This is a genomic window from Roseovarius sp. 10 (assembly GCF_033100315.1).
Taxonomy (GTDB): domain Bacteria; phylum Pseudomonadota; class Alphaproteobacteria; order Rhodobacterales; family Rhodobacteraceae; genus M30B80.
Map to the genome: position 1 here is coordinate 415,717 of NZ_JAWLVH010000002.1, position 20,462 is coordinate 436,178.

The following is a 20,462-nucleotide window of genomic DNA, read 5'->3' on the forward strand; positions in this document are numbered from 1 at the left end:
AACCTCGCAGAATGTAAAATATTGGTTTGATAGATGCGTTGCGGAGGGGTTCTACGTCAAACGTGTTAAAAACGTCTTAATCCTTAGACCGAGGCGGGCGGCTGCGGCATGTAATGGACACCATTGATCCGCCAATCACCCGCAATCTCGACCATTTCGTAAATCAAAAGATGGCTTTGCCCATCGCGATCAATCACTTCGACCTGCTGAAAAACGCCAGTTTGGGTCATACGCGCCGCACCAAACCGATAGGTCAGCGGATGCCACACCATGGGATAACCTTGCTCGACCATGCGGGCAAATTGATCCTGATCGCCAAATAAATTTTGAATAAGGGGGCTTGCATAGCTCCATGCGCGGGGGATGTCTTGGGCGCGAAAGGCTTCAAGCTGGGCGGCAATAGTCGCTTCAACGCGATTGTCAATCTCAGGTGCAGACTGCGCCAGCGCCGCGCGCGGCGTACCGGCCAAGCCCACCCCCAGAACCAAAATCAAAGTGATGACATAATGACGGATCACGCCTGATGACCTTTGACCTCTACCCCTTGCTGGCAAGAGGTAGGGGACAAAAAGTAAAGGTCAATTGCGCCTCATGCCGCCAAATCGCCGCGCAATCCTGCCTCGATCAGCGCGATTGTCTCGTTCACACCATAAAGCGCGATGAACCCGCCAAAGCGCGGGCCTTGGCTTGCGCCCATCAACACCTCATAAAGTGCGCGGAACCAATCGCGCAGCGGCTCGAACCCGTGATCTTTGCCAACCGAAAAGACAAGCGTTTGCAGCGCCTCATCTTCAATCGGCCCATCATAGACCTTGAGCCGCGCAGCAAGATCCTCAAGGGCAGCGCGCTCTGTGTCATTAGGCAGACGGAAAGTTTTTTCTGGCTTCACAAAATCATTGTAATACCGCACCGCAAAATCCGCCGCTTGATCCATATCTGGATTGGTTTCAGGCGAGGCATCAGGCGCATAACGGCGGATGAACCCCCATAGGGTTTCCTTGTCTTCCGCCCCAGCCACAGAGGCCAGATTGAGCAACATCGCAAAACTGACCACCATATCGGAGGCAGGCACAGTGCCGTTATGAATGTGATGCACAGGGTTGGATAATTTCTGCGCCCAGTCCTGATCAGGATAAGCCCGCAATTGTTGGTGATATTCATCCACGGCCTTGGGGATCACATCAAAATAAAGCCGCTTGGCGGTTTTGGGTTTGCCAAACATAAAATAGCTCAGGGACTCGGTCGAGGCGTAGCTGAGCCATTCATCAATCGAAATCCCGTTGCCAGACGATTTCGAGATTTTCTGCCCCGTCTCATCCAAGAACAATTCATAGGTGAAATGATGCGGCGCAGGCGTGCCTAAGATTTCACAAATCGCGTCATAAATCGGCGTGTTTGTGGAATGGTCTTTGCCATACATTTCGAAATCAACGCCCAACGCCGCCCAGCGCGCGCCAAAATCAGGCTTCCACTGCAATTTGCAATTGCCGCCCGTCACGGGCAGCGTCCATTCACGCCCATCCTCATCATCAAAGGTGATCGTATGGTTCTGCGCATTCACCTCTTTCATCGGCACATACAGCACGCGGCCCGTTTCAGGGTGGATCGGCAAGAAGATGGAGTAGGTCTGTTGGCGTTCTTCGCGCAACGATTTCAACATCACCTTCATGATATCGTCATAGCGCTCCGCAGCACGCTTTAGAACGGTATCAAACTGGCCTGACCGATAGAATTCGGTCGCCGAATAAAACTCATATTCAAAACCAAATGTATCGAGAAACCGCCGCAGCATGGCGTTGTTATGGTCGCCAAAACTGTCAAATTCTTCGAACGGATCAGGCACAGATGTCAGCGGCTTTTGCAGATGCTCACGCAGCATGTCTTGGTTAGGTACATTGCCCGGAACCTTCCGCATCCCATCAAGATCGTCCGAAAAACAAATGAGTCGCGTTGGAATGTCGCTGATCGCTTCAAAGGCGCGGCGGATCATTGTGGTGCGAAGCACCTCGCCAAATGTGCCGATATGTGGCAAGCCACTGGGGCCGTAGCCCGTTTCAAACAGCACATAGCCCTTTTCAGGCGGGGCTTTTTCATACCGTTTCAAAATCGCGCGCGCTTCCTCAAAAGGCCAAGCTTTGGAACTGAGGGCGGCATCACGAAAATCAGACATTTGGCTTCATCCATCACAAGCGCGGCATCGGGTGGCCGCATTGCCCCTGCACCTATTGCGGCAACCGAGCGGGGTCAATAATCTAAACCCAAAACAGAACCCTGAAAGGATCCCGCATGAGCTCTGAAACCTCCCTTTCTGCGCAAGACGCGCTTGTTGCGCTCATGATGGCAGTCTCGCTCTCGGATGAGTCAGTCGGCACCGCTGAGCTGGTCACCATCGAGGCCTTAGTGAATAACTTGCCCGTCTTTGCCAATTACGATGCAGATCGGATGCAAAATGTCTCAAAAACTGTGTTCGACCTGTTCGAAGAGGAAGATGGCTTGGATGCGCTGTTTGGACTAGTGAACCAAGCCTTGCCAGAAAAGCTCCATGAAACTGCATATGCACTGTGCTGCGATGTGGCCGCCGCAGATGGGTTATTGGGGCAAACGGAACTGCGTATGCTGATGGAAATCCGCTATCAATTGGACATTGATCGTCTTGCGGCGGCAGCGATTGAACGCGGTGCACGCGCGCGGCATATTACACTTTAAGGCGGCAATTTTTGCCGCGATTCGATGGCGGCACCATGAAACCACAAATCCTAAGCACGTGGCCGGGCTACACGGCAGCGGCAGCAACGCGTGACGTTTTTGCAGGCGTCACTGTGGCGATGGTGGCCATCCCCCTGTGTCTTGCGATTGCGATTGCCTCGGGTGCAGAACCCATTCATGGGCTGATCACCGCGATTGTGGGCGGGTTCCTCATTTCCGCCCTTGGCGGCAGCCATGTGCAAATTGGCGGGCCAACAGGCGCTTTCATCGTTGTGGTCTATGATGTCATCTCTCAACATGGAATGGATGGCTTGGTATTGGCCACGCTGATCGCGGGCGTGATCCTATCGCTCGCTGCACTATTTCGCGCAGGCAGCCTCATCGCGCATGTGCCAGAACCCGTGATCAACGGATTTACCGTTGGCATTGCGGTGATTATCGCCACAAGCCAACTGCCCGATTTTTTGGGAATTCCCTTAAATGATGCGCCCGCGCATTTTTTGGGAAAACTGGCCGCTATTTGGCAGGCGCGTGATCAAATCGCGCTGCCAAGCTTTGCGATTGGCCTTGCAACCATGGCGGCCATCGTCCTGTTGCGGCGGTTCTTTCCACGCTTCCCGGGCTTGATTTTAGCTGTCTCGGGGGCGTCTGGACTGGCGTTTACGTCCCTACCTGATGTGGCCACAATCGGCAGTCGCTTTGGCGCATTACCCACCGAATTCCCGTGGCCGACCCTGCCGCAGATCACCTATGAGCGCGTATTGGAATTGCTGCCCTCTGCCCTCATCATCGCCTTTCTGGCAGGGATAGAGTCGCTTCTATCGGCTATGGTCGCAGATCGGATGACCAAGAATGTGCATCGCCCAAATGCAGAATTGATGTCGCAAGGTGTCGCCAATCTGGCATGTGCGGCCTTTGGATCGCTTCCCGCAACGGGTGCAATTGCACGCACGGCGACCAATATTCGCGCAGGCGGCACAACCCCTGTTGCGGGGATGGTGCATGCGGGGGTCATCTTGTTGGTCTTTCTTTTTGCAGCGCCTTTGGCAAATTACTTGGCCCTGCCCGCTTTGGGTGGGCTTCTGTTGCTGACGGCTTGGAATATGTCCGAACCGCATCATTGGCGCAGCTATGTAACAGCGGGGCCCGTCTCTGATCGTGGCCTCTTTGTGCTGACGTTGGTTTTGACAGTCTTCACGGATCTGACTGTTGCAATCGCCACGGGTGTGGCCATCGGCCTTGCGCTGAGACTGAAGCGGCGCAAAGTTCCGCCGCAAGATTGGACGCCGCCTGATCGGTAAATGTCACCCAAAGCCGCGCAGCCATGACACCAGCATATCATTTTGCAATGTGCGGGCGCGACCAATCCATGTCCGCCCACCGGGGGGGCGGTCGCGCTCATCAGGGCCAAGCGCCGCACGGCGGGGCAAATCTGCATTAAAAATAGCGAAGGCCAAGGGCCGATTGGGGCCCTCGATATAGCCAGTTAAGGTCGAGACAAAATTCAACGTTCCCGTCTTCGTCACAATCTCGGCCGTGCCAATTTGGGCTTGCATCTCGTCATTCACGCGATGCGCCCGCAACAGGTTTCGCAAGCGCCCCCTTGGCCCCGCCGCAACCAAAGCCTGCACCATTTGCACAGGCGTCATCTGGCTTGAATCCTGCAAGCCAGAATGATCATATAACTCAGCCCGCCCCGACACATAGCGCCCTTCAAGCCGTGCCGCCATGTGATCGGCAGATTGGCGCAAACTTGGATTGGCCGCCCCCGTTAGGGTCTGTGTTGCGCGCAATCCTACAACCTCAGCCGTGAGATTTGTCGAATAGCGCAGCATAGAGCGCAGCATCGCATCAAGGGGCGCGCTTGAAATTTCCGAAAGAACCACAGCCTCAGACGGCACGGCCGTTGCGCGCTGCACCCTGCTCAGCACGATGCCAGAGGATCGCGCAAGCGAGGCAAAAACTTCGCCCACATAGGCGGCTGTATTGCGCACAGGCAACCAGCGCCCCCCATCACCCGTAAGGGCAGATCTGGCCACTGACCAGCCCTCGCGCGCCGTTGCCGTTTTCGCGCGGTAGTCCAAAACAGGGGCCGCGCGATCCACGACCGACAAGCCAATTCCCAAAACCGCAGGGCGCAAGTCATCCGCGCGTGCATCAAGCCCAACCTGTAGGCCATTCGCTCCCTGCTCCCATGCCAGATAGACCCTGTTGAAATTCAAGTTCAGACCCGAGATTGCAGGATTATACCCCGCATAATCGGCCTGTGTCACATCGATGAGCGGAATGGACGGCAGGGATGTATCCACGAGGTGCAGCGCGCCTGTCACCTCGCGCAGACCTATGTCGCGCAGGCCCGTGACCAGCGTGGCAAGCCCCGTGGTGTCCAAATGGGGATCCCCCTCGCCATACAGCCAAAGATCCCCTTCAAGCCGCCGGTTTCGCAAATTTCCCGTGGCCAAAACCCGCGTTGCAAATCGATATCCTGCCCCAAGGGCGTCCAACGCGTAAAGCGTGGTTAAAACCTTCATCGTGCTTGCGGGGGGCAAGTTTGTGCTGGCGTTATGGCCCTGTAATATCTCGCCCGTGCGCGCATCGGCCACAACAGCCGCCACCGTGCCTTGATAGGGGCTTGCGGCAATAAGGGTCTCAAGACCAGTGGCCCCTGCGGGGGTGGGCGCGGTCGGACGCGGCATCGGCACGAGGGAAGACAACGGGGCCTGCCCATAGGCCGCGCTTGCCGCAGTCGAGATACCACCCGCCAAAACCCCGCGCCGCGTGATCATCTGCCCACCTCGTTATCCCTTGCCAATCTTGCCGCACAGTAAGCCAAGCCCGAACGGGTTTCTCAATACCATACACCCGCTGCGCGCAATTGCGATGAACTTTCACTGCGCAAAGGTAGGGTGAGATAAGTCCAAGCTGGGGCTTCGTACTCGGCCAAGTCATAGGCCAATTCAGGCGCCACCCGCGCGGCATCGTAGGCGCGCGCAGCTTTCGAGAAGCGGGCAGGCAACCCCGCTTGCGGGCGCGCAAAAACAGCAATCGGTAGGCTTGAGATGATCTCCTGCCAATCCTGCCACAGGTGAAACTGGGCCAAATTATCAGCCCCCATCATCCACACAAACCGCAGCTTTGGATAAAGCGCCTGCATTTGTCGCAATGTCTGCGCGGTAAACCTTGTGCCAAGCTGCGCCTCAATGCCCGTGACCCGCAGTTTCGGATGGCCCGCTTGCAAGGCCCGCGCGGCGTTGATCCGCGCATCAAGGGGCGCAGGCCCGCGAGATTTCAACGGATTACCTGGGCTGACCAACCACCAAACCTGATCCAACCGCAGCCGCTTGAGCGCCTCACGACTGATATGCAAATGCCCCGCATGTGGCGGATCAAACGAACCACCAAAGAGGCCAATGCGTGCAGCCTCAGGGGCAAAAGGCAAGGTGTGGCGAAACACAGGGTAAACTTCCACGACAAATCAGACGTTCACCTTCGCCTCTATCACGAAGCAAAGCCGCAAGGAAAGCAGGCGAACTGATTGCCGAAAGCAGCCATCCCCATTAGAAGAGGAAAAAATCCACTCTCAAAGGACAACGCACGCATGGCCTCCTATCAATATGTCTACCACATGGACGGTGTCTCTAAGACCTATCCTGGTGGCAAGAAATGCTTCGAGAATATCCGCCTCAGCTTCTTGCCCGGTGTGAAAATCGGTGTGGTCGGTGTCAACGGCGCAGGTAAATCCACATTGCTGCGGATTATGGCGGGCTGGGACAAGGACTTCTCTGGCGAGGCATGGGCCGCGCAAGGCGCAAAGGTGGGCTATCTGCCCCAAGAGCCGCAACTCGATGAAACCCTCACAGTGCGCGAAAACGTAATGTTGGGTGTGGCCGAGAAAAAAGCCAAGCTTGATCGCTTTAACGAATTGGCCATGAACTATTCGGATGAAACCGCCGATGAAATGGCAGCGTTGCAAGATGAGATTGACAGCAACAACCTGTGGGATCTCGACAGCCAGATAGATGTGGCCATGGAGGCCTTGCGCTGCCCGCCCGATGAGGCAATGCCAGAGCATCTTTCAGGCGGGGAACGCCGCCGCGTGGCGCTGTGCAAATTGCTGCTTGAAGCGCCTGATATGCTGCTGTTGGACGAACCGACCAACCACTTGGACGCGGAAACCATCGCTTGGTTGCAGCAGCATTTGATCGACTACAAAGGCACGATTTTGATCGTCACCCATGACCGTTACTTTTTGGACGACATCACGGGCTGGATTCTCGAACTCGACCGCGGCCGCGGCATTCCATACGAAGGCAATTACTCAAGCTGGTTGGAGCAAAAAGCCAAGCGCCTCGAGCAAGAAGCCCGCGAGGATAAATCACGCCAGAAAACCCTTGAGCGCGAATTGGAATGGATCAGACAGGGCGCAAAGGCGCGTCAGGCCAAGCAAAAGGCCCGTATCAACGCCTATGAAGAATTGGCGGGCCAATCAGAGCGCGATAAAATCAGCCGCGCGCAGATCGTCATCCCCAATGGCCCTCGCTTGGGTCAAAAGGTGATCGAAATCGAAAACCTGACCAAGGCCTATGGCGACAAGCTGCTCATTGAAGATCTCAGCTTTAGCTTGCCTCCTGGCGGGATCGTGGGCGTGATCGGGCCAAACGGCGCGGGTAAATCCACGCTGTTTCGAATGCTGACGGGCCAAGAAGGGCCTGACGCGGGCACGCTTGAATATGGCGATACGGTCAAGCTGTCCTATGTCGACCAATCCCGCGATGCACTGGATCCAGAAAAAACAGTTTGGGAGGAGGTTTCGGGCGGGGCCGAGATCATCGAACTGGGCGATGCCACGATGAACAGCCGCGCTTATTGCTCGGCCTTCAACTTCAAAGGCGGGGATCAGCAAAAGAAAGTGGGCCTTTTGTCAGGGGGCGAACGCAACCGCGTGCATATGGCCAAACTTTTGAAATCAGGCGGAAATGTTCTTTTGTTGGACGAACCGACCAACGATTTGGACGTGGAAACCTTGCGCGCGCTCGAAGATGCGCTGACCGATTTCGCAGGCTGCGCCGTGGTGATCAGCCACGACCGCTTCTTCCTTGACCGCATCTGCACCCATATCCTCGCCTTTGAGGGCGAGGCCCATGTGGAATGGTTCGAAGGCGCCTTCTCCGATTACGAAGAAGACAAAAAACGCCGCCTCGGGCCAGATGCGCTTGAGCCGAAACGGGTGAAATACAAGAAATTCGCGCGGTGAGATAAAAAAGTCGCCCCATTCGGGGCGGCTTTCTCTCGGATAAATTCTGGCGCTGAACCCGAAGGCTGCATCCATTTTGAACTCCGTGAGCGCAGACCCCAAACTCGCCAATCTTAAGAAACACGATATGAGTTCCTAGATTTCCCAAACCTGAGCTCTGGTTTACTCCCCCAATTCCTTTATCTTATCGGCAACTGGTTCAGGGAGCACCGCCCATGCCCAAGATGAAGTTGACCCTTGCAAGTCTGTTCCTTGGCCTATGCCTCGGCCTCCCCGCCCATGCGCAAGATGCGGATGAACAGCAATTCGTCATGGCGCTGATGCACTCCATGAACCGCCATTCCATCACCTATAACCGCGAGGTCTGTGGCTATGTCCTGCGCGATCAAGCGGGGCGCTTGTCCAGTTCGAAATCCAGTTGGGGCGGGCGCGACAGTTGCGCGATGATGGATGCGCCTGCGGGGATGCGGATTATATCCTCTTGGCACACCCATGCGGCTTTTGATCCGCGCTATGACAATGAGGTGCCCTCCACGATTGATGTTGAGGGCGATATGAGCCGTGGCACGAATGGATGGGTCGCCACCCCTGCGGGGCGGTTATGGTTCATTGATGGCGAGACGGGCGTGATGCGTCAGGTCTGCGGCGAGAATTGTCTGCCCGCAGACCCAAATGTTGTCTCAGACCCACATCCCGAAGCGGCCAAAACCTATACGCTCGATCAGCTGTATCGCCGCTTCGGGGGTTAGGGCCTATTCGGCTGCGTCCAGATAATCTGTAACGGGCGGGCAGGTGCAAATCAGATGCCTGTCGCCATAGACATTGTCCACGCGGTTCACGGGCGGCCAATATTTATCAACGCGGAAGGCCCCCGCAGGGAAGCAGCCGACCTCGCGGCTATAGGCGCGCTCCCATGGGCCAACCAAGTCTTCGACCGTGTGAGGCGCATGGCGCAAGGGGCTGTCTTCGGCGGCGATTTTGCCCGCCTCGACATCGGCAATCTCGGCCCGAATGGCGAGCATTGCATCACAGAAGCGGTCAATCTCCGCCTTGGTTTCGCTTTCGGTTGGTTCGACCATCAATGTGCCTGCCACAGGCCAACTCATCGTGGGCGCGTGGAACCCGTTATCCATCAGACGCTTGGCGATATCATCAACTGTCACCCCCGCCTCGGCAAAGGGACGACAATCAAGGATGCATTCATGCGCGATATGCCCGCCCTGCCCCGTGAACAGGATCGGATAGGCATCCGATAGGCGCTTGGCGATGTAATTGGCATTGAGGATTGCGATTTTGGTGGCCTGTGTCAGACCTGCCCCGCCCATCAATTTGATATAGGCATAAGAAATCGGCAAGATCGAAGCCGAACCATAGGGCGCGCCCGACACGGGCCCTTGGTCGCTGTCCAATTCTGGATGTCCCGGCAGATAGGGGGCAAGATGCGCCTTCACGCCAATCGGCCCCATCCCTGGCCCGCCACCACCATGCGGGATGCAGAAGGTTTTGTGCAAATTCAGGTGGCTCACATCTGCCCCGATCTCACCGGGTTTGGACAGGCCCACCATGGCGTTGAGGTTCGCACCATCCAAATAGACTTGCCCCCCATGGGCATGGGTGATCTCACAAATCTCGCGCACCGTGCCTTCAAACACGCCATGGGTGGACGGATAGGTTATCATGCAAGCAGCCAGACGATCACCCGCCGCCTCGGCCTTGGCACGGAAATCTTCAAGATCAACATCGCCGTTTTCCGCAGATTTGACTACAACCACATCCATTCCCGCCATCTGTGCAGAGGCAGGGTTGGTGCCATGCGCGGAAACAGGGATCAAACAGATCTTGCGGTGATGATCGCCGCGCGCCTGATGATAAGCGGCAATGGTCAAAAGGCCTGCATATTCACCTTGCGCACCCGAATTGGGCTGCATCGACATCGCATCATAGCCTGTGATCTCGCACAGATAATCCGACAGGGCCGCCAGCATTTGCGCATAGCCCTCGGCCTGATCTTTTGGCGCAAAAGGGTGCAGCCCACCAAATTCGGGCCATGTGATTGGCATCATCTCGACCGCGGCGTTCAGCTTCATCGTGCAAGAGCCAAGCGGGATCATGGCACGATCCAGCGCCAAGTCACGATCCGACAGGCGGCGCATATACCGCATCATCTCGGATTCCGCGCGGTTCATGTGGAAAATCGGATGGGTGAGATACTCAGTTTCCCGCAAGAGCGCGTCAGGGATAGATGGCGCTTCAACCGCATCCAAAAGCGGTGTGCCGAACGCCTCACAGACCGCGGCCAAATGGGCTTCGGTTGTTACCTCATCCACGGAAATGCCAATCCGATCTTGGCCAACATCACGTAGGTTGATCCCCCGCGCCACAGCCGCCGCCATGATCCGCGATTGTTTGGCCCCGACCTTGACTGTGATCGTGTCAAAATAGCTTTGCGTCAGCGGCGCAAAGCCGCCCGCCTCGAGACTTTTGGCGAGACGCGCTGCGTGCAAATGCACCCGCTGCGCAATCGCGCGCAATCCGCGTGGGCCGTGAAACACCGCATAAAGCGAGGCCATGACGGCCAAAAGCGCCTGCGCGGTGCAGACATTCGAGGTGGCTTTCTCGCGGCGAATATGCTGCTCGCGCGTCTGCAAGGAGAGGCGATAGGCACGGCGCCCCTGCGCGTCAACCGATACGCCAACAAGCCGACCTGGGATGGCCCGCTTATAGGCCTCGCGACAGGAAAGAAATGCTGCGTGCGGGCCACCATATCCCAGCGGAACACCAAAGCGTTGCGCTGAGCCCACCGCAATATCTGCGCCAATCGCCCCAGGCTCGCGCAGAACTGTAAGGGCCAGCAAATCCGTGCAAACAATCGCCACGGCATTTGCAGCATGCAGGGCCGTAACTTGCGCAGATGGATCATAGAGATCACCGAATGTGCCAGGATATTGGAAAATCGCACCAAAGACCGTGCTTGCGTCCATATCCTTCGGATCGCCCACAATCACCTCAATCCCCAAAGGTTCTGCGCGGCGCTGCATGACGGCAATATTTTGCGGATGGCAATTTTGGTCGATGAAGAAACCACGCGCCTTTGATTTTGCAACGCGCTCGGCCATCACCATCGCTTCGGCGCAGGCGGTGGCCTCATCAAGAAGCGAAGCATTGGCAATCTCAAGCCCCGTTAAGTCAGCAACCATCGTCTGAAAATTGAGCAGGGCCTCAAGGCGGCCTTGGCTGATCTCGGGTTGATAGGGGGTATAGGCCGTATACCAAGCAGGGTTTTCCAAGACATTGCGTTGGATCGCAGGCGGGGTATGGGTGTTGTAATACCCCTGCCCAATCATCGAAACCATGACCTTATTTTTGGCTGCAATCTCGCGCATATGCGCCAGCAATTCCGCCTCAGACATTGCCGCCCATTCAAGTGGCTTGGTCTGACGAATATCCTTCGGCAATGTTTCATCAATCAGCGCATCCAAATCTGGTGCACCGATCACCTCTAACATCTCTGCCATTTCGGCGGGGGAAGGCCCGATATGGCGGCGATTGCCAAAATCGGTCGGATCATAAGTTTCACGCATCCATTTTGTCATGTGTCACACCTGCTCGGGGGGCTTATTCGCCAATGAAATCTTTGTATTCATCCTCGGTCATGTAGGCATCGACCGCAGAGAGATCGTCTACCTTCATCTTAAAGAACCACGCCTCACCGGTGGGATCGTCATTGACCAAAGAGGGGTTATCAACCAAGACGTCATTAACCTCGACAATCTCACCATCCAGCGGGGCCAAGATGTCAGAGGCCGCTTTGACAGATTCAATAACCACCACCTCATCACCCTTCGCGGCTGCAGTCTCAAGCTCTGGCAATTCTACGAAAACCACATCACCCAATTGAGTGGCCGCGTGTTCGGTGATGCCGACCACAACCAGATCACCATCAACCAACAACCATTCATGTTCTTCTGTGAAACGCATTTGGATGTCTCCCTGTCTTATCGTTTGTAGGATGTTTTGAAGAATGGCAGATCAACCTGCCGCATAGGATGTCGTTTGCCGCGCAACTCGCCCCAGATTGGCGCATCTGCATCCGTGTCAGATTGCACCAGCGCCATCGCAATAGGGTGACCTAGGCTTGGGCTAAACCCGCCCGAAGTGATCTCGCCGATTTGTGTTTGGCTTGTCTCTGACAAAAACAGGGGCACGCCGCCGCGCATCGGCGCGCGCCCCTCTGGCACAAGACCGATCCGTTTGCGCGCAGCTTCGCCCGCAAGATGAGAGGCAATGACCCCAACACCCAAATACCCGCCTGCCTTGGCCCCATCGGGGCGGCGTGATTTGGAAATACCCCAAGAGAGGCCAGCCTCAACAGGGGAAATGGTTTCGGAAAGATCGTTGCCATATAGGGGCAGGCCCGCCTCCATCCGTAGACTGTCACGCGCCCCCAAACCAATGGGCGCGACCTCATCCATCGCCAATAATGCGCGGGCGAAGGCATCGCAGACGGCCACAGGCACGGAAATCTCAAACCCATCCTCGCCCGTATAGCCAGAACGGCTCAACCACAGATCCGAACCCTGCCATGTCAATCTGCGCACATCCATAAAGCGCAGTGTCGCCACATCAGGCAGCAGACGCGCAAGCGCGCTTTCGGCCTGTGGCCCCTGCAAAGCCAAAAGGGCACGGTCATTGATGACCTCAAAACCCGCTAAATGTTTCTCAAACAGTGCCAAATCTTCGGCGCGGCGCGCGGCATTGATCACGATAACGAAACAATCTGCGTAGCGCGCGATCATGAAATCATCGACCAAACCGCCCGCCTCATTGGTAAGGAAACCATAGCGCTGGCGGCCTTCTGCGAGGCCTTCAACCTCGATGGGCGCGATCCGCTCAAGTGCCGCAGCTTGATCTAAAGGCAGCCGCACCTGCCCCATATGCGAGACATCAAACAGTCCCGCCTTTTCGCGCGTCCAAAGATGTTCGGCCATCACGCCCGCTGCGTATTGCACGGGCATAGAGTAGCCCGCAAAAGGCACGAATTTTCCGCCTAGCTCTGCGTGAAGCCCATTAAGTGGCAGTTCCAAAAGCCCCGTGGTCATCAACCCTCCAACACCCCGAGATATACCCGGAATCGGTTACGCCGAAAAATCGGCTGTCGATGCCCCCTCTGTCCTTTCGCCTGAGATCGTTATCCCTTCGGCGGATGCGCAATACCGCATCACTCTCCAGAGTTTTCTCACATACAGGTTCTTTTGCCTGAGAGTTTACCGGGGCGGTTGCTCCTTCGGCCTTGTGCAAACGGCACAATGTCTCCCTGCATGTAGTGTTATCATAAGTAATGACGCGCAGAGCATCAAGAACAATCGCACCATTTACGACTATTGCGCCGCAAAAAACGGCAGAACCTTCGCAGAAGCAATTAAAATTGCCCGATTTGGATTTTCTCCGCCTCAAGGCAACTGCGCAAATTACGAGCAATCTCAACCGCCTGCGGCGTATCCCCATGCAGGCAGATTGTATCAATTTGTGTGGGGATGCGGGTTCCATCTTCGGCAATAATCGCGGCCTCCTGCAACATCGCCAAAATGCGTGCCGCGACCTGCTCTGGATCATGGATCACCGCGCCTGCAATTTTGCGATCTTGCAGGCGGGCACTTGGCAAATAGGCCCGATCCGCAAAAATCTCGCGCGCGATTGGGGCACCGATGGCAAGGGCGGCTTCTTCCTGCTCTGTGCAAGCAATCACCATGACGATCAGGTCAGGATCCGTTCGCAACGCCCCTTCATAGGCGGCGCGTGCAAGGGCCGCATCATCAGCGGCCATGTTGGCCAAGGCCCCATGCAATTTGACATGGCGCAAGCGCCCCCCCGCCGCGCGCGCCATCGCTATGGCAGCGCCTGTTTGATAGGTCACCATATTGGCCACCTCTGCATAGCTCATCTGCATTGGGCGCCGTCCAAACCCTTGCAAATCAGGAAACCCCGGATGCGCGCCTAGGCCCACGCCACGCGCCACTGCGGCTGACATAGATTTTAGCATCTGATCGGGATCGCCCGCGTGAAAGCCGCAGGCGATATTGGCCGATGAAATCACATCCATCATCGCCGCATCAGCGCCCATGGGCCAAGGGCCAAAACCTTCGCCCAAATCGGCATTTAGATCGACCTTCATCCCTCGTCCTCCCCTGCGGTAACACCGCTGATCAATTGCATTGCCAAAAGATCACCCGCCTCGCGCGGGTCACGCAAAACTGGCTTACACATGGCCCCAAGTTGTGCGCGCGCAGCCTGTGCGGCGCGCTCAATCTCTACCGCCTCGCCATGGCTGATCATTTGAAACATGACCTCGGCCCCGCTTGAGAGTTGCGCCAAGCGCGGCAAATCACAAGGCAGAACCTGCGCGATCCGTGGATAGCCCCCTGTCGTCTGGCTTTCGGCCATCAAAACATAAGGTGTTCCATCGCCTGTGATCTGGATATCCCCCTCCATCACAATATCAGAAAGAATATTGCGCGCTGCCTCAGGGGCGAAATTGGGCGCATCGGGCGCAGCCAAGCGCACCCCCATCCGATTGCTGCGCGGGTCGCGCGTGAAACTTGTATTTTGGAACGCCGCCAATAGATCAGCCCCGAACATATCACTTTGTAGGGTTGGCAAAATGCGAATGACACCGCCTGCACTGCGATCTGCCACATCTAGGGACAGGCCTGCGCGGGTCGCGGAGGATGGGCCAAAGGGCAGTTCCGCCCCCTCACGAATTGCCGCGCGCAGACCTGCGGCCAAATGCGTTCCGCGCCCCTGCAAGATCAATGGCGGCTCAAATCCGCCTGATATGTGCAGATACCCATAAACACCGCGCATGACGGGCCCGATGTTCAGTTTCGCGCCCGCAGGCACAGCATGGGTCGCGTTCCATGCCAAAGCACGCCCATCCAAATCCGCGCGCATCTCGGCGCCCGTCAGTGCAATGACGCAGTCGCGGGTCGCACTAAAGACACCCCCGAACCCTGCCATCTCTAACGCCGCAAGGTTGGGTGATTGCCCTAACAAGGCCGCGCCTTCTGCCATCGCCAACATATCTATCGCCCCGCCGCGCGACACACCTTGTGCGACATAGCCGTGCCACCCCAAATCCTGCACAGTCACGGCAGGCCCTGCTTGGTGAACAAGAAACGTTGCCGTCATGGCAACGCCCGCCGCACAGCACCGCCATATGGCGCGGCGGCGCATGACGTCTCAAATTCTGCCTCAGAAACAGGCCGAAGTGCAATTTCGTCTCCCGCTCGCAACATGAAGGCGGGGTCACGCGCGGGGTCAAACAGGCTAAGACCCGTTTGACCAATATGCAGCCAGCCCGTTGGCGATGGCACAGAAAACAGAACAATCTGGCGGATTGCTGCAACCAACGCCCCTTTTGGCACCTGCGGATTTAGGGTTGCCTGTCTGGGGAAATTCCAATTGGGTGGCAACTCTCCCAAATAGGGCTGTGACGGCGCAAACCCGATTGCCTGAACCCGAAGCGGGGTTGCACACAACTCTGCAACCGCCTCAGCCTGACTGACACCTGCGAGCGAACAAGCCTGTTCGAATTCTGGGCCATATGCACCGCCAAAACAGGCAGGCACCTCCCAAACTGTGCGCCCCTGAGGCAGGGATGCAGCATACCAATCGCGCTGCGTAAGAGCCGCCGCGAGATCCGCGCGGAGTGCTTCAGGGGATACAAGCAGGGGATCATACCGCAAAAGAACGGATTGCAGGGCGGTTGAGACCTCCAAAACCCCCGCCAGACCTGCCGCTGTCACCTCAGCAGCAAAGGCAAGGCTTGCGCGATTGCCTGCTTCGTTCAATTGATCGCCAAAGCGCACAACCAGTCCAGCATAACCCGTCTGGCAAATCTCGGGGAATTTTGGAGGTTTTGCGGCTTGCGCGTTCACGGGAACCTGAACCTTTCTAATTGCCACCCCAATGGTGATTAGGGTGGCATGAAAAAGGCAGCGCTTTCAACAGGCGCTTACAGCGTGGGCTTGTTTTGCAACAACTGCAAAAGATCGGCCATTTCAGGCCCACGCTCGCGCCCTGTCACAGCTTTGCGCAGCGGCATGAAAAGGGATTTCCCCTTGCGTCCCGTGGCCTCTTTCACCGCGTTCGTCCAATTCGACCATGCCTCTGGCCCGTAGGGTGGCTCAGGCAGCAGGGCGAGGGCCTCGGTGATGAATGCTTGATCCTCTGCGTCAACCAATGGGGCCGCACCATCACGGCACAGCTGCCACCAACCCGCCAGATCATGCAGCGTGGTGATGTTTTCACGCGTCACCTGCCAGAATAGGGGCGCGAGATCATCTGGCACCCCCGCAGCCCGCACCGCATCTGCCACCACGCTTAAATCTTGCGCCGCCAGAATGCGTGCGGTCAGCGGATATAAATCATCAACATCAAATTTTGTGGGGGCCGCGCCGAAATGCGCCAAATCAAATCCAGCAGCCAAGTCATCAAGACTGCTTGCAATCTCAACAGGTTGGGAGGATCCAAGCCGCGCCATCAAAGACAACAACGCCATAGGATGCACCCCTGCCGCACGCAAATCGCGCAAGGCCAAGGTGCCAAGGCGTTTCGATAACGCCTCACCCTGCGGGCCTGTCAAAAGTGAATGATGCGCGAAGTTGGGCGCAGCAAAGCCAAGGGCCGCCATAATCTGGATTTGTGTCGCTGTGTTGGTCACATGATCCGACCCGCGCACGACATGGGTGATACCCATATCTGTGTCATCGACCACCGAGGCCAATGTATACAAAAACTGCCCATCCTGACGGATCAAAACAGGGTCAGACAGGCTGGCCGCGTCAATCGACAAATCGCCCAAAATACCATCCGTCCACTCGATCCGTTCTTGATCAAGCAAGAACCGCCAAACGCCCATACCACGCTCGGCGCGCAACGCATCGCGCTCGGTTTCGCTCAATTTAAGCGCAGCGCGATCATAGACGGGCGGCTGCCCCATATTCAGTTGCTTTTTGCGCTTAAGGTCGAGTTCTGTGGGCGTTTCAAACGCCTCGTAAAATCGTCCTTTGTCGCGCAAATCTTGGGCCGCGGCCTCGTATCGATCAAGCCGCGCCGATTGGCGCTCCTCTTGATCCCAAGTCAGGCCCAGCCACTCTAAATCTTCGCGGATCGCATCCGCATATTCCTGCTTTGAGCGTTCGGGATCCGTATCATCAAGGCGCAAAATAAATTTGCCGCCTGTGCGCCGCGCAATGAGGTGATTGAACAAAGCCGTGCGCAGGTTGCCAACGTGCAAATAGCCAGTTGGGGACGGCGCGAAACGGGTGACTGTTGTCATGCTCAAAACCTCCTGTGTTTCAAGCGCCCCGTGTTTCACAGCCCATCAGATTTGTCCATATCGCTGCGGGTGAGATGTTGCGAAATCCCATTAGCGAAAGCTTGGCCCGTGACACCACAAGGTCAGCGAATGGCGCGTGCCTTTGGTGACGGGCGTCACCCGATGCAACATGAAAGACGGAAACATGACCGCATCCCCACGCCCGCGCGCGGCAGTCACAGTGTGGTTGCTTGGCATGATCTGCAAATCCCCCCCCTGATATCCCGCACCTGCATCAAGTTGGATGACAATGGTTAATTTTCGCCGCGCGGCCAATCGGCCATCCCCAATATCGGAATGCCAATCGAAATGGCCTTCGCGGCTGCTGTCATATCGGGCAACCTGTGGGCTTTCGGAAAAATCGGTGATATCGAAATCAAACATCTCACGATTGGCCACGCGCACCAGATCAATCGCGCGCTCGGTCACCCATTCGCATCCCTCGACCTCGTCCAACCAAACCAGATCCGCACGGCGCACATTATGGTGCTGCGCTTGTCCCACTAGTTTCGCATCGCGGGTGGGGGTAGCCGCGATCTGATCCAAAATACGCAGACATTCAGCCTCGGTGAATGCCGCGGGGGCAGCATAAACATCAATCATGTCAGAAACCCATCGCACCACCCTGCCCGATCCCAATGATCGGCAGGCGGCACCACTAAGCTATGTGCAAAATCCTACGGGTTTGGGAAGCCCCAAAATGATCCTCACAATTGATCAAGCCGCGCCAAATTGGCCTCGGCTGTCTCAAGGGTTGCGGCGCGTGTATCCGCATCCATCTTCGCCCAAACGCGATACATTTGCGCCATACGCGGATTTTTTGCGAATTTTTCTTCGTTTCGGATCAGGAAATGCCAATACAACGCATTAAACGGGCAGGCTTGCGTCCCAATTTTTTCTTTCACCTTATAGGCGCAACGCCCACAATGATTTGACATCTTATGGATATAATTGCCGCCCGAGACATATGGTTTTGAGGCCACAATGCCGCCATCGGCGAATTGGCTCATCCCAATCACATTGGGGGCTTCGACCCATTCAAAGGCATCGGCATAAACCGCCAGATACCATTCATGCACCTCTTTGGGATCAACCCCCACAAGAAGCGCAAAATTCCCCGTCACCATCAAGCGTTGGATATGGTGCGAATAGGCATGGTCACGCGTTTGCAGGATCGCATCCCGCAGACAGGCCATATCCGTGTCGCCCGACCAGTAAAACGCAGGCAAGCTGCGGCTATGCCCAAGCGCGTTGCGCGATGTGTAATCTGGCCCCTCAAGGAAATAAATGCCGCGAATGTATTCACGCCATCCAATAATCTGGCGAATGAACCCCTCGACCGAATTTAGGGGCGCCGCTCCTGTGCGGTAGGCGGCCTCAGCCGCCTCGCAAATCTCGCGCCAATTCAACAGCCCAATGTTCAAATACATCGACAAGATCGAATGGTTCAGAAACGCCTCACCCTGCACCATTGCATCTTGATACCGCCCAAAATCGGGGAGGCGGTTCTGGATGAAATCCTCTAACGCGACCAAAGCCTCGGCGCGGGTTGTCGCGAACCAAAAGGGGCGCAAGCGGCCAAAATGTGCGCCAAATCGCGCCTCAACCAGATCAAGCACCTCAAGGACGGTTTCATCTGGTTCAAATTGCGGGGGCATGCGATTGGATAGCCCCTCCTTTGGCGGTTCGCGATTGTCATGGTCGAAGTTCCATTTCCCCCCTTCAGGGTGATCACCCGCCATCAAAATCCCTGTTTTGCGGCGCATTTCGCGGTAAAAAAACTCCATCCGCAATTCTTTACGCCCTTCGGCCCAATCGGCGAATTCTGAGGCATGGCACAAAAAACGATCATCAGGGAATTGATGAACCGGGATTGGGCAATCTTCCAAGGCGGCAATCACACGCCATTCGGCAGGGGCTGTGGCAATCGCCTCTTGTGCGCCCGTTTCAGCAGCGCGGCGGATAACTTCACCCACCAAGGATTGCGCATTTTGCGCATCGTCAAGGCGGGTATATGCGACAGTCCACCCATCATTCCGCAATTCTTGCGCGAATTTGCGCATTGCGGCAAAGATCAGGGCAATTTTTTTGGGATGATGCGGCACATAGCTCGCTTCATCCCACACTTCAGCCATGACCACGATGTCGCGGGATTTATCTGCTTCGCGCAACGCGGCTATAGCGTGACTTAATTGATCCCCTAAAACGAGGATCAAGCGGGGCGGGAAATTTACCATGGCACAGGCTCGCCTTTCCAATCGAAGAACTGACCTGTTTGCGCGGGGCCGATCCCTGCCAAAACACGCGCGATATTCGCGGCGGCCTCCTCGGGCGCAACGGCGGGATGGCGCCCAAGATAGTTTTCGGTGAATTTTGTGCGCACCGTGCCAGGATGTAGGGCAATCAAGGCCGCGCCTTTGTGACTGCGCGCCAATTCAATCGCCCCTGTCCGCACGATCTGATTGACCGCAGCCTTTGCCGCCCGATAGCCATACCACCCGCCCGCGCGGTTATCCCCGATCGATCCCACCCGCGCGGACAAGACGGCACAGACGCCCGCGCCCTGCCGATCCATCAAGCGCGGCACATGGCGCAAGATCAAAGCGGGGCCAATGGCGTTGATCGCAAATTGCCGCGCAAGCGCGTCTGCATTGATGTGGCTTAAAGATTTCTCAGGGCCTTTGCCGTCAATCTCAAGCGCCCCTGTAGCGACAATGACCAAATCAAATGGGCCAGTTTGCGCCACCAAATGGGCCTCGACTGTGGCGGGCACGGTCAGATCAAAGCCGTCCTCGCGGCGCGACAAGCTAGACACCTCAGCACCGCTTTCGCGGTAATGGTTAACCATTGCACGCCCGATGCCTCCTGATGCGCCCACAATGAGAACGCGCTGAAATCTATTCTCTGTCATAGGGCGTGATGTAGGGGGCGGCGCAGGCGGGGCAAGTTTGACATTGGGGTGAAAAAGGGGGTTTTCATCCCTGATCTTGCGCGGCATAGTCTGCACATCATGACCAAGAACGCGACACATATGACAGCGATGCACAACCGCCCAGCAGGCGGCCTAAACGCATTGCTAGCGCTTCTTCTTAGCCGCCTCTGAGCGTGCCAGTCGGCGCGACCGCT

At 56.5% G+C, this 20,462-nt stretch carries 18 protein-coding genes and 1 riboswitch; of the genes, 4 read left to right on the forward strand and 14 right to left on the reverse strand.

The features are described 5' to 3' along the window. Positions 1 to 83: 83 nt before the first annotated feature. Together RYZ18_RS09280 and RYZ18_RS09285 are read right to left on the reverse strand one after the other, a co-directional pair. Positions 84 to 518 (reverse strand): DUF4864 domain-containing protein, encoded by a 435-nt coding sequence (locus RYZ18_RS09280; protein ID WP_317656395.1) that lies wholly within the window; start codon positions 516 to 518, stop codon positions 84 to 86. A 71-nt stretch (positions 519 to 589) separates the two neighbouring features. Continuing rightward, positions 590 to 2,170, reverse strand: a complete 1,581-nt coding sequence (locus RYZ18_RS09285) for a lysine--tRNA ligase (protein WP_317656397.1) — start codon at positions 2,168 to 2,170, stop codon at positions 590 to 592. A 116-nt stretch (positions 2,171 to 2,286) separates the two neighbouring features. Between RYZ18_RS09285 and RYZ18_RS09290 the strand changes: the two genes are divergently transcribed. Both RYZ18_RS09290 and RYZ18_RS09295 read left to right on the forward strand, forming a co-directional pair. Beyond that, a complete protein-coding gene (locus RYZ18_RS09290; RefSeq protein ID WP_317656398.1) occupies positions 2,287 to 2,706 on the forward strand; it encodes a tellurite resistance TerB family protein in 420 nt (139 codons plus the stop codon). Between the two features lie 11 nt (positions 2,707 to 2,717). After that, a complete protein-coding gene (locus tag RYZ18_RS09295; RefSeq protein ID WP_317656400.1) occupies positions 2,718 to 4,007 on the forward strand; it encodes a SulP family inorganic anion transporter in 1,290 nt (429 codons plus the stop codon). A 3-nt stretch (positions 4,008 to 4,010) separates the two neighbouring features. On the opposite strand, the gene dacB is transcribed toward RYZ18_RS09295, so the two are convergent. Both dacB and RYZ18_RS09305 read right to left on the reverse strand, forming a co-directional pair. Beyond that, on the reverse strand, positions 4,011 to 5,492 hold the full coding sequence (dacB, locus tag RYZ18_RS09300; RefSeq protein WP_317656401.1) for a D-alanyl-D-alanine carboxypeptidase/D-alanyl-D-alanine-endopeptidase: 1,482 nt from the start codon (positions 5,490 to 5,492) through the stop codon (positions 4,011 to 4,013). Between the two features lie 62 nt (positions 5,493 to 5,554). Next, positions 5,555 to 6,160, reverse strand: coding sequence for a nicotinate-nucleotide adenylyltransferase (locus RYZ18_RS09305; RefSeq protein WP_317656402.1), 606 nt, complete (start codon positions 6,158 to 6,160; stop codon positions 5,555 to 5,557). A gap of 144 nt (positions 6,161 to 6,304) precedes the next feature. Here RYZ18_RS09305 and ettA point away from each other — a divergent pair, with 144 nt between their 5' ends. Further along, positions 6,305 to 7,960, forward strand: a complete 1,656-nt coding sequence (ettA, locus tag RYZ18_RS09310; protein WP_317656403.1) for an energy-dependent translational throttle protein EttA — start codon at positions 6,305 to 6,307, stop codon at positions 7,958 to 7,960. A gap of 215 nt (positions 7,961 to 8,175) precedes the next feature. Beyond that, the gene (locus RYZ18_RS09315) at positions 8,176 to 8,709 is read left to right on the forward strand and encodes a DUF4329 domain-containing protein (RefSeq protein ID WP_317656404.1); all 534 of its coding nucleotides are present in this window, start codon (positions 8,176 to 8,178) and stop codon (positions 8,707 to 8,709) included. A 3-nt stretch (positions 8,710 to 8,712) separates the two neighbouring features. Here the strand turns inward: RYZ18_RS09315 and gcvP are convergent, their stop codons facing one another. The 10 genes from gcvP to RYZ18_RS09365 all read right to left on the reverse strand — a co-directional run bounded on the left by gcvP (position 8,713) and on the right by RYZ18_RS09365 (position 20,247). After that, complete coding sequence (gcvP, locus tag RYZ18_RS09320) at positions 8,713 to 11,553, reverse strand: aminomethyl-transferring glycine dehydrogenase (protein WP_317656406.1); 2,841 nt, start codon at positions 11,551 to 11,553, stop codon at positions 8,713 to 8,715. Between the two features lie 22 nt (positions 11,554 to 11,575). Beyond that, positions 11,576 to 11,938, reverse strand: coding sequence for a glycine cleavage system protein GcvH (gene gcvH, locus RYZ18_RS09325; RefSeq protein ID WP_317656407.1), 363 nt, complete (start codon positions 11,936 to 11,938; stop codon positions 11,576 to 11,578). A 17-nt stretch (positions 11,939 to 11,955) separates the two neighbouring features. Beyond that, the gene (gene gcvT, locus RYZ18_RS09330) at positions 11,956 to 13,059 is read right to left on the reverse strand and encodes a glycine cleavage system aminomethyltransferase GcvT (protein WP_317656409.1); all 1,104 of its coding nucleotides are present in this window, start codon (positions 13,057 to 13,059) and stop codon (positions 11,956 to 11,958) included. Positions 13,060 to 13,194: 135 nt separating this feature from the next. Further along, positions 13,195 to 13,286, reverse strand: a riboswitch (glycine riboswitch). 93 nt (positions 13,287 to 13,379) lie between these two features. Continuing rightward, a complete protein-coding gene (locus tag RYZ18_RS09335; protein ID WP_317656410.1) occupies positions 13,380 to 14,132 on the reverse strand; it encodes a 5-oxoprolinase subunit PxpA in 753 nt (250 codons plus the stop codon). After that, complete coding sequence (locus RYZ18_RS09340) at positions 14,129 to 15,145, reverse strand: biotin-dependent carboxyltransferase family protein (RefSeq protein ID WP_317656412.1); 1,017 nt, start codon at positions 15,143 to 15,145, stop codon at positions 14,129 to 14,131. Before RYZ18_RS09340 ends, RYZ18_RS09335 begins: the two co-directional genes overlap by 4 nt. Continuing rightward, positions 15,142 to 15,894, reverse strand: a complete 753-nt coding sequence (locus RYZ18_RS09345) for a 5-oxoprolinase subunit B family protein (RefSeq protein WP_317656413.1) — start codon at positions 15,892 to 15,894, stop codon at positions 15,142 to 15,144. The genes RYZ18_RS09340 and RYZ18_RS09345 overlap by 4 nt, the downstream gene beginning before the upstream one ends. Positions 15,895 to 15,971: 77 nt before the next feature. Beyond that, positions 15,972 to 17,297 carry a glutamate--tRNA ligase gene (gene gltX / locus RYZ18_RS09350; protein WP_317656415.1) on the reverse strand — a complete coding sequence of 442 codons (1,326 nt, stop codon included), beginning with the start codon at positions 17,295 to 17,297 and terminating at the stop codon, positions 15,972 to 15,974. A gap of 90 nt (positions 17,298 to 17,387) precedes the next feature. Next, positions 17,388 to 17,939: a 2OG-Fe(II) oxygenase gene (locus RYZ18_RS09355; protein ID WP_317656416.1), complete on the reverse strand. Its 552-nt coding sequence runs from the start codon at positions 17,937 to 17,939 to the stop codon at positions 17,388 to 17,390. A gap of 104 nt (positions 17,940 to 18,043) precedes the next feature. Further along, positions 18,044 to 19,573, reverse strand: a complete 1,530-nt coding sequence (locus RYZ18_RS09360; RefSeq protein ID WP_317656418.1) for a cryptochrome/photolyase family protein — start codon at positions 19,571 to 19,573, stop codon at positions 18,044 to 18,046. Further along, entirely contained in the window at positions 19,567 to 20,247 is a 681-nt protein-coding gene (locus tag RYZ18_RS09365; protein WP_317656419.1) for an SDR family NAD(P)-dependent oxidoreductase, read from the reverse strand. Before RYZ18_RS09365 ends, RYZ18_RS09360 begins: the two co-directional genes overlap by 7 nt. Between the last annotated feature and the right edge of the window lie 215 nt (positions 20,248 to 20,462).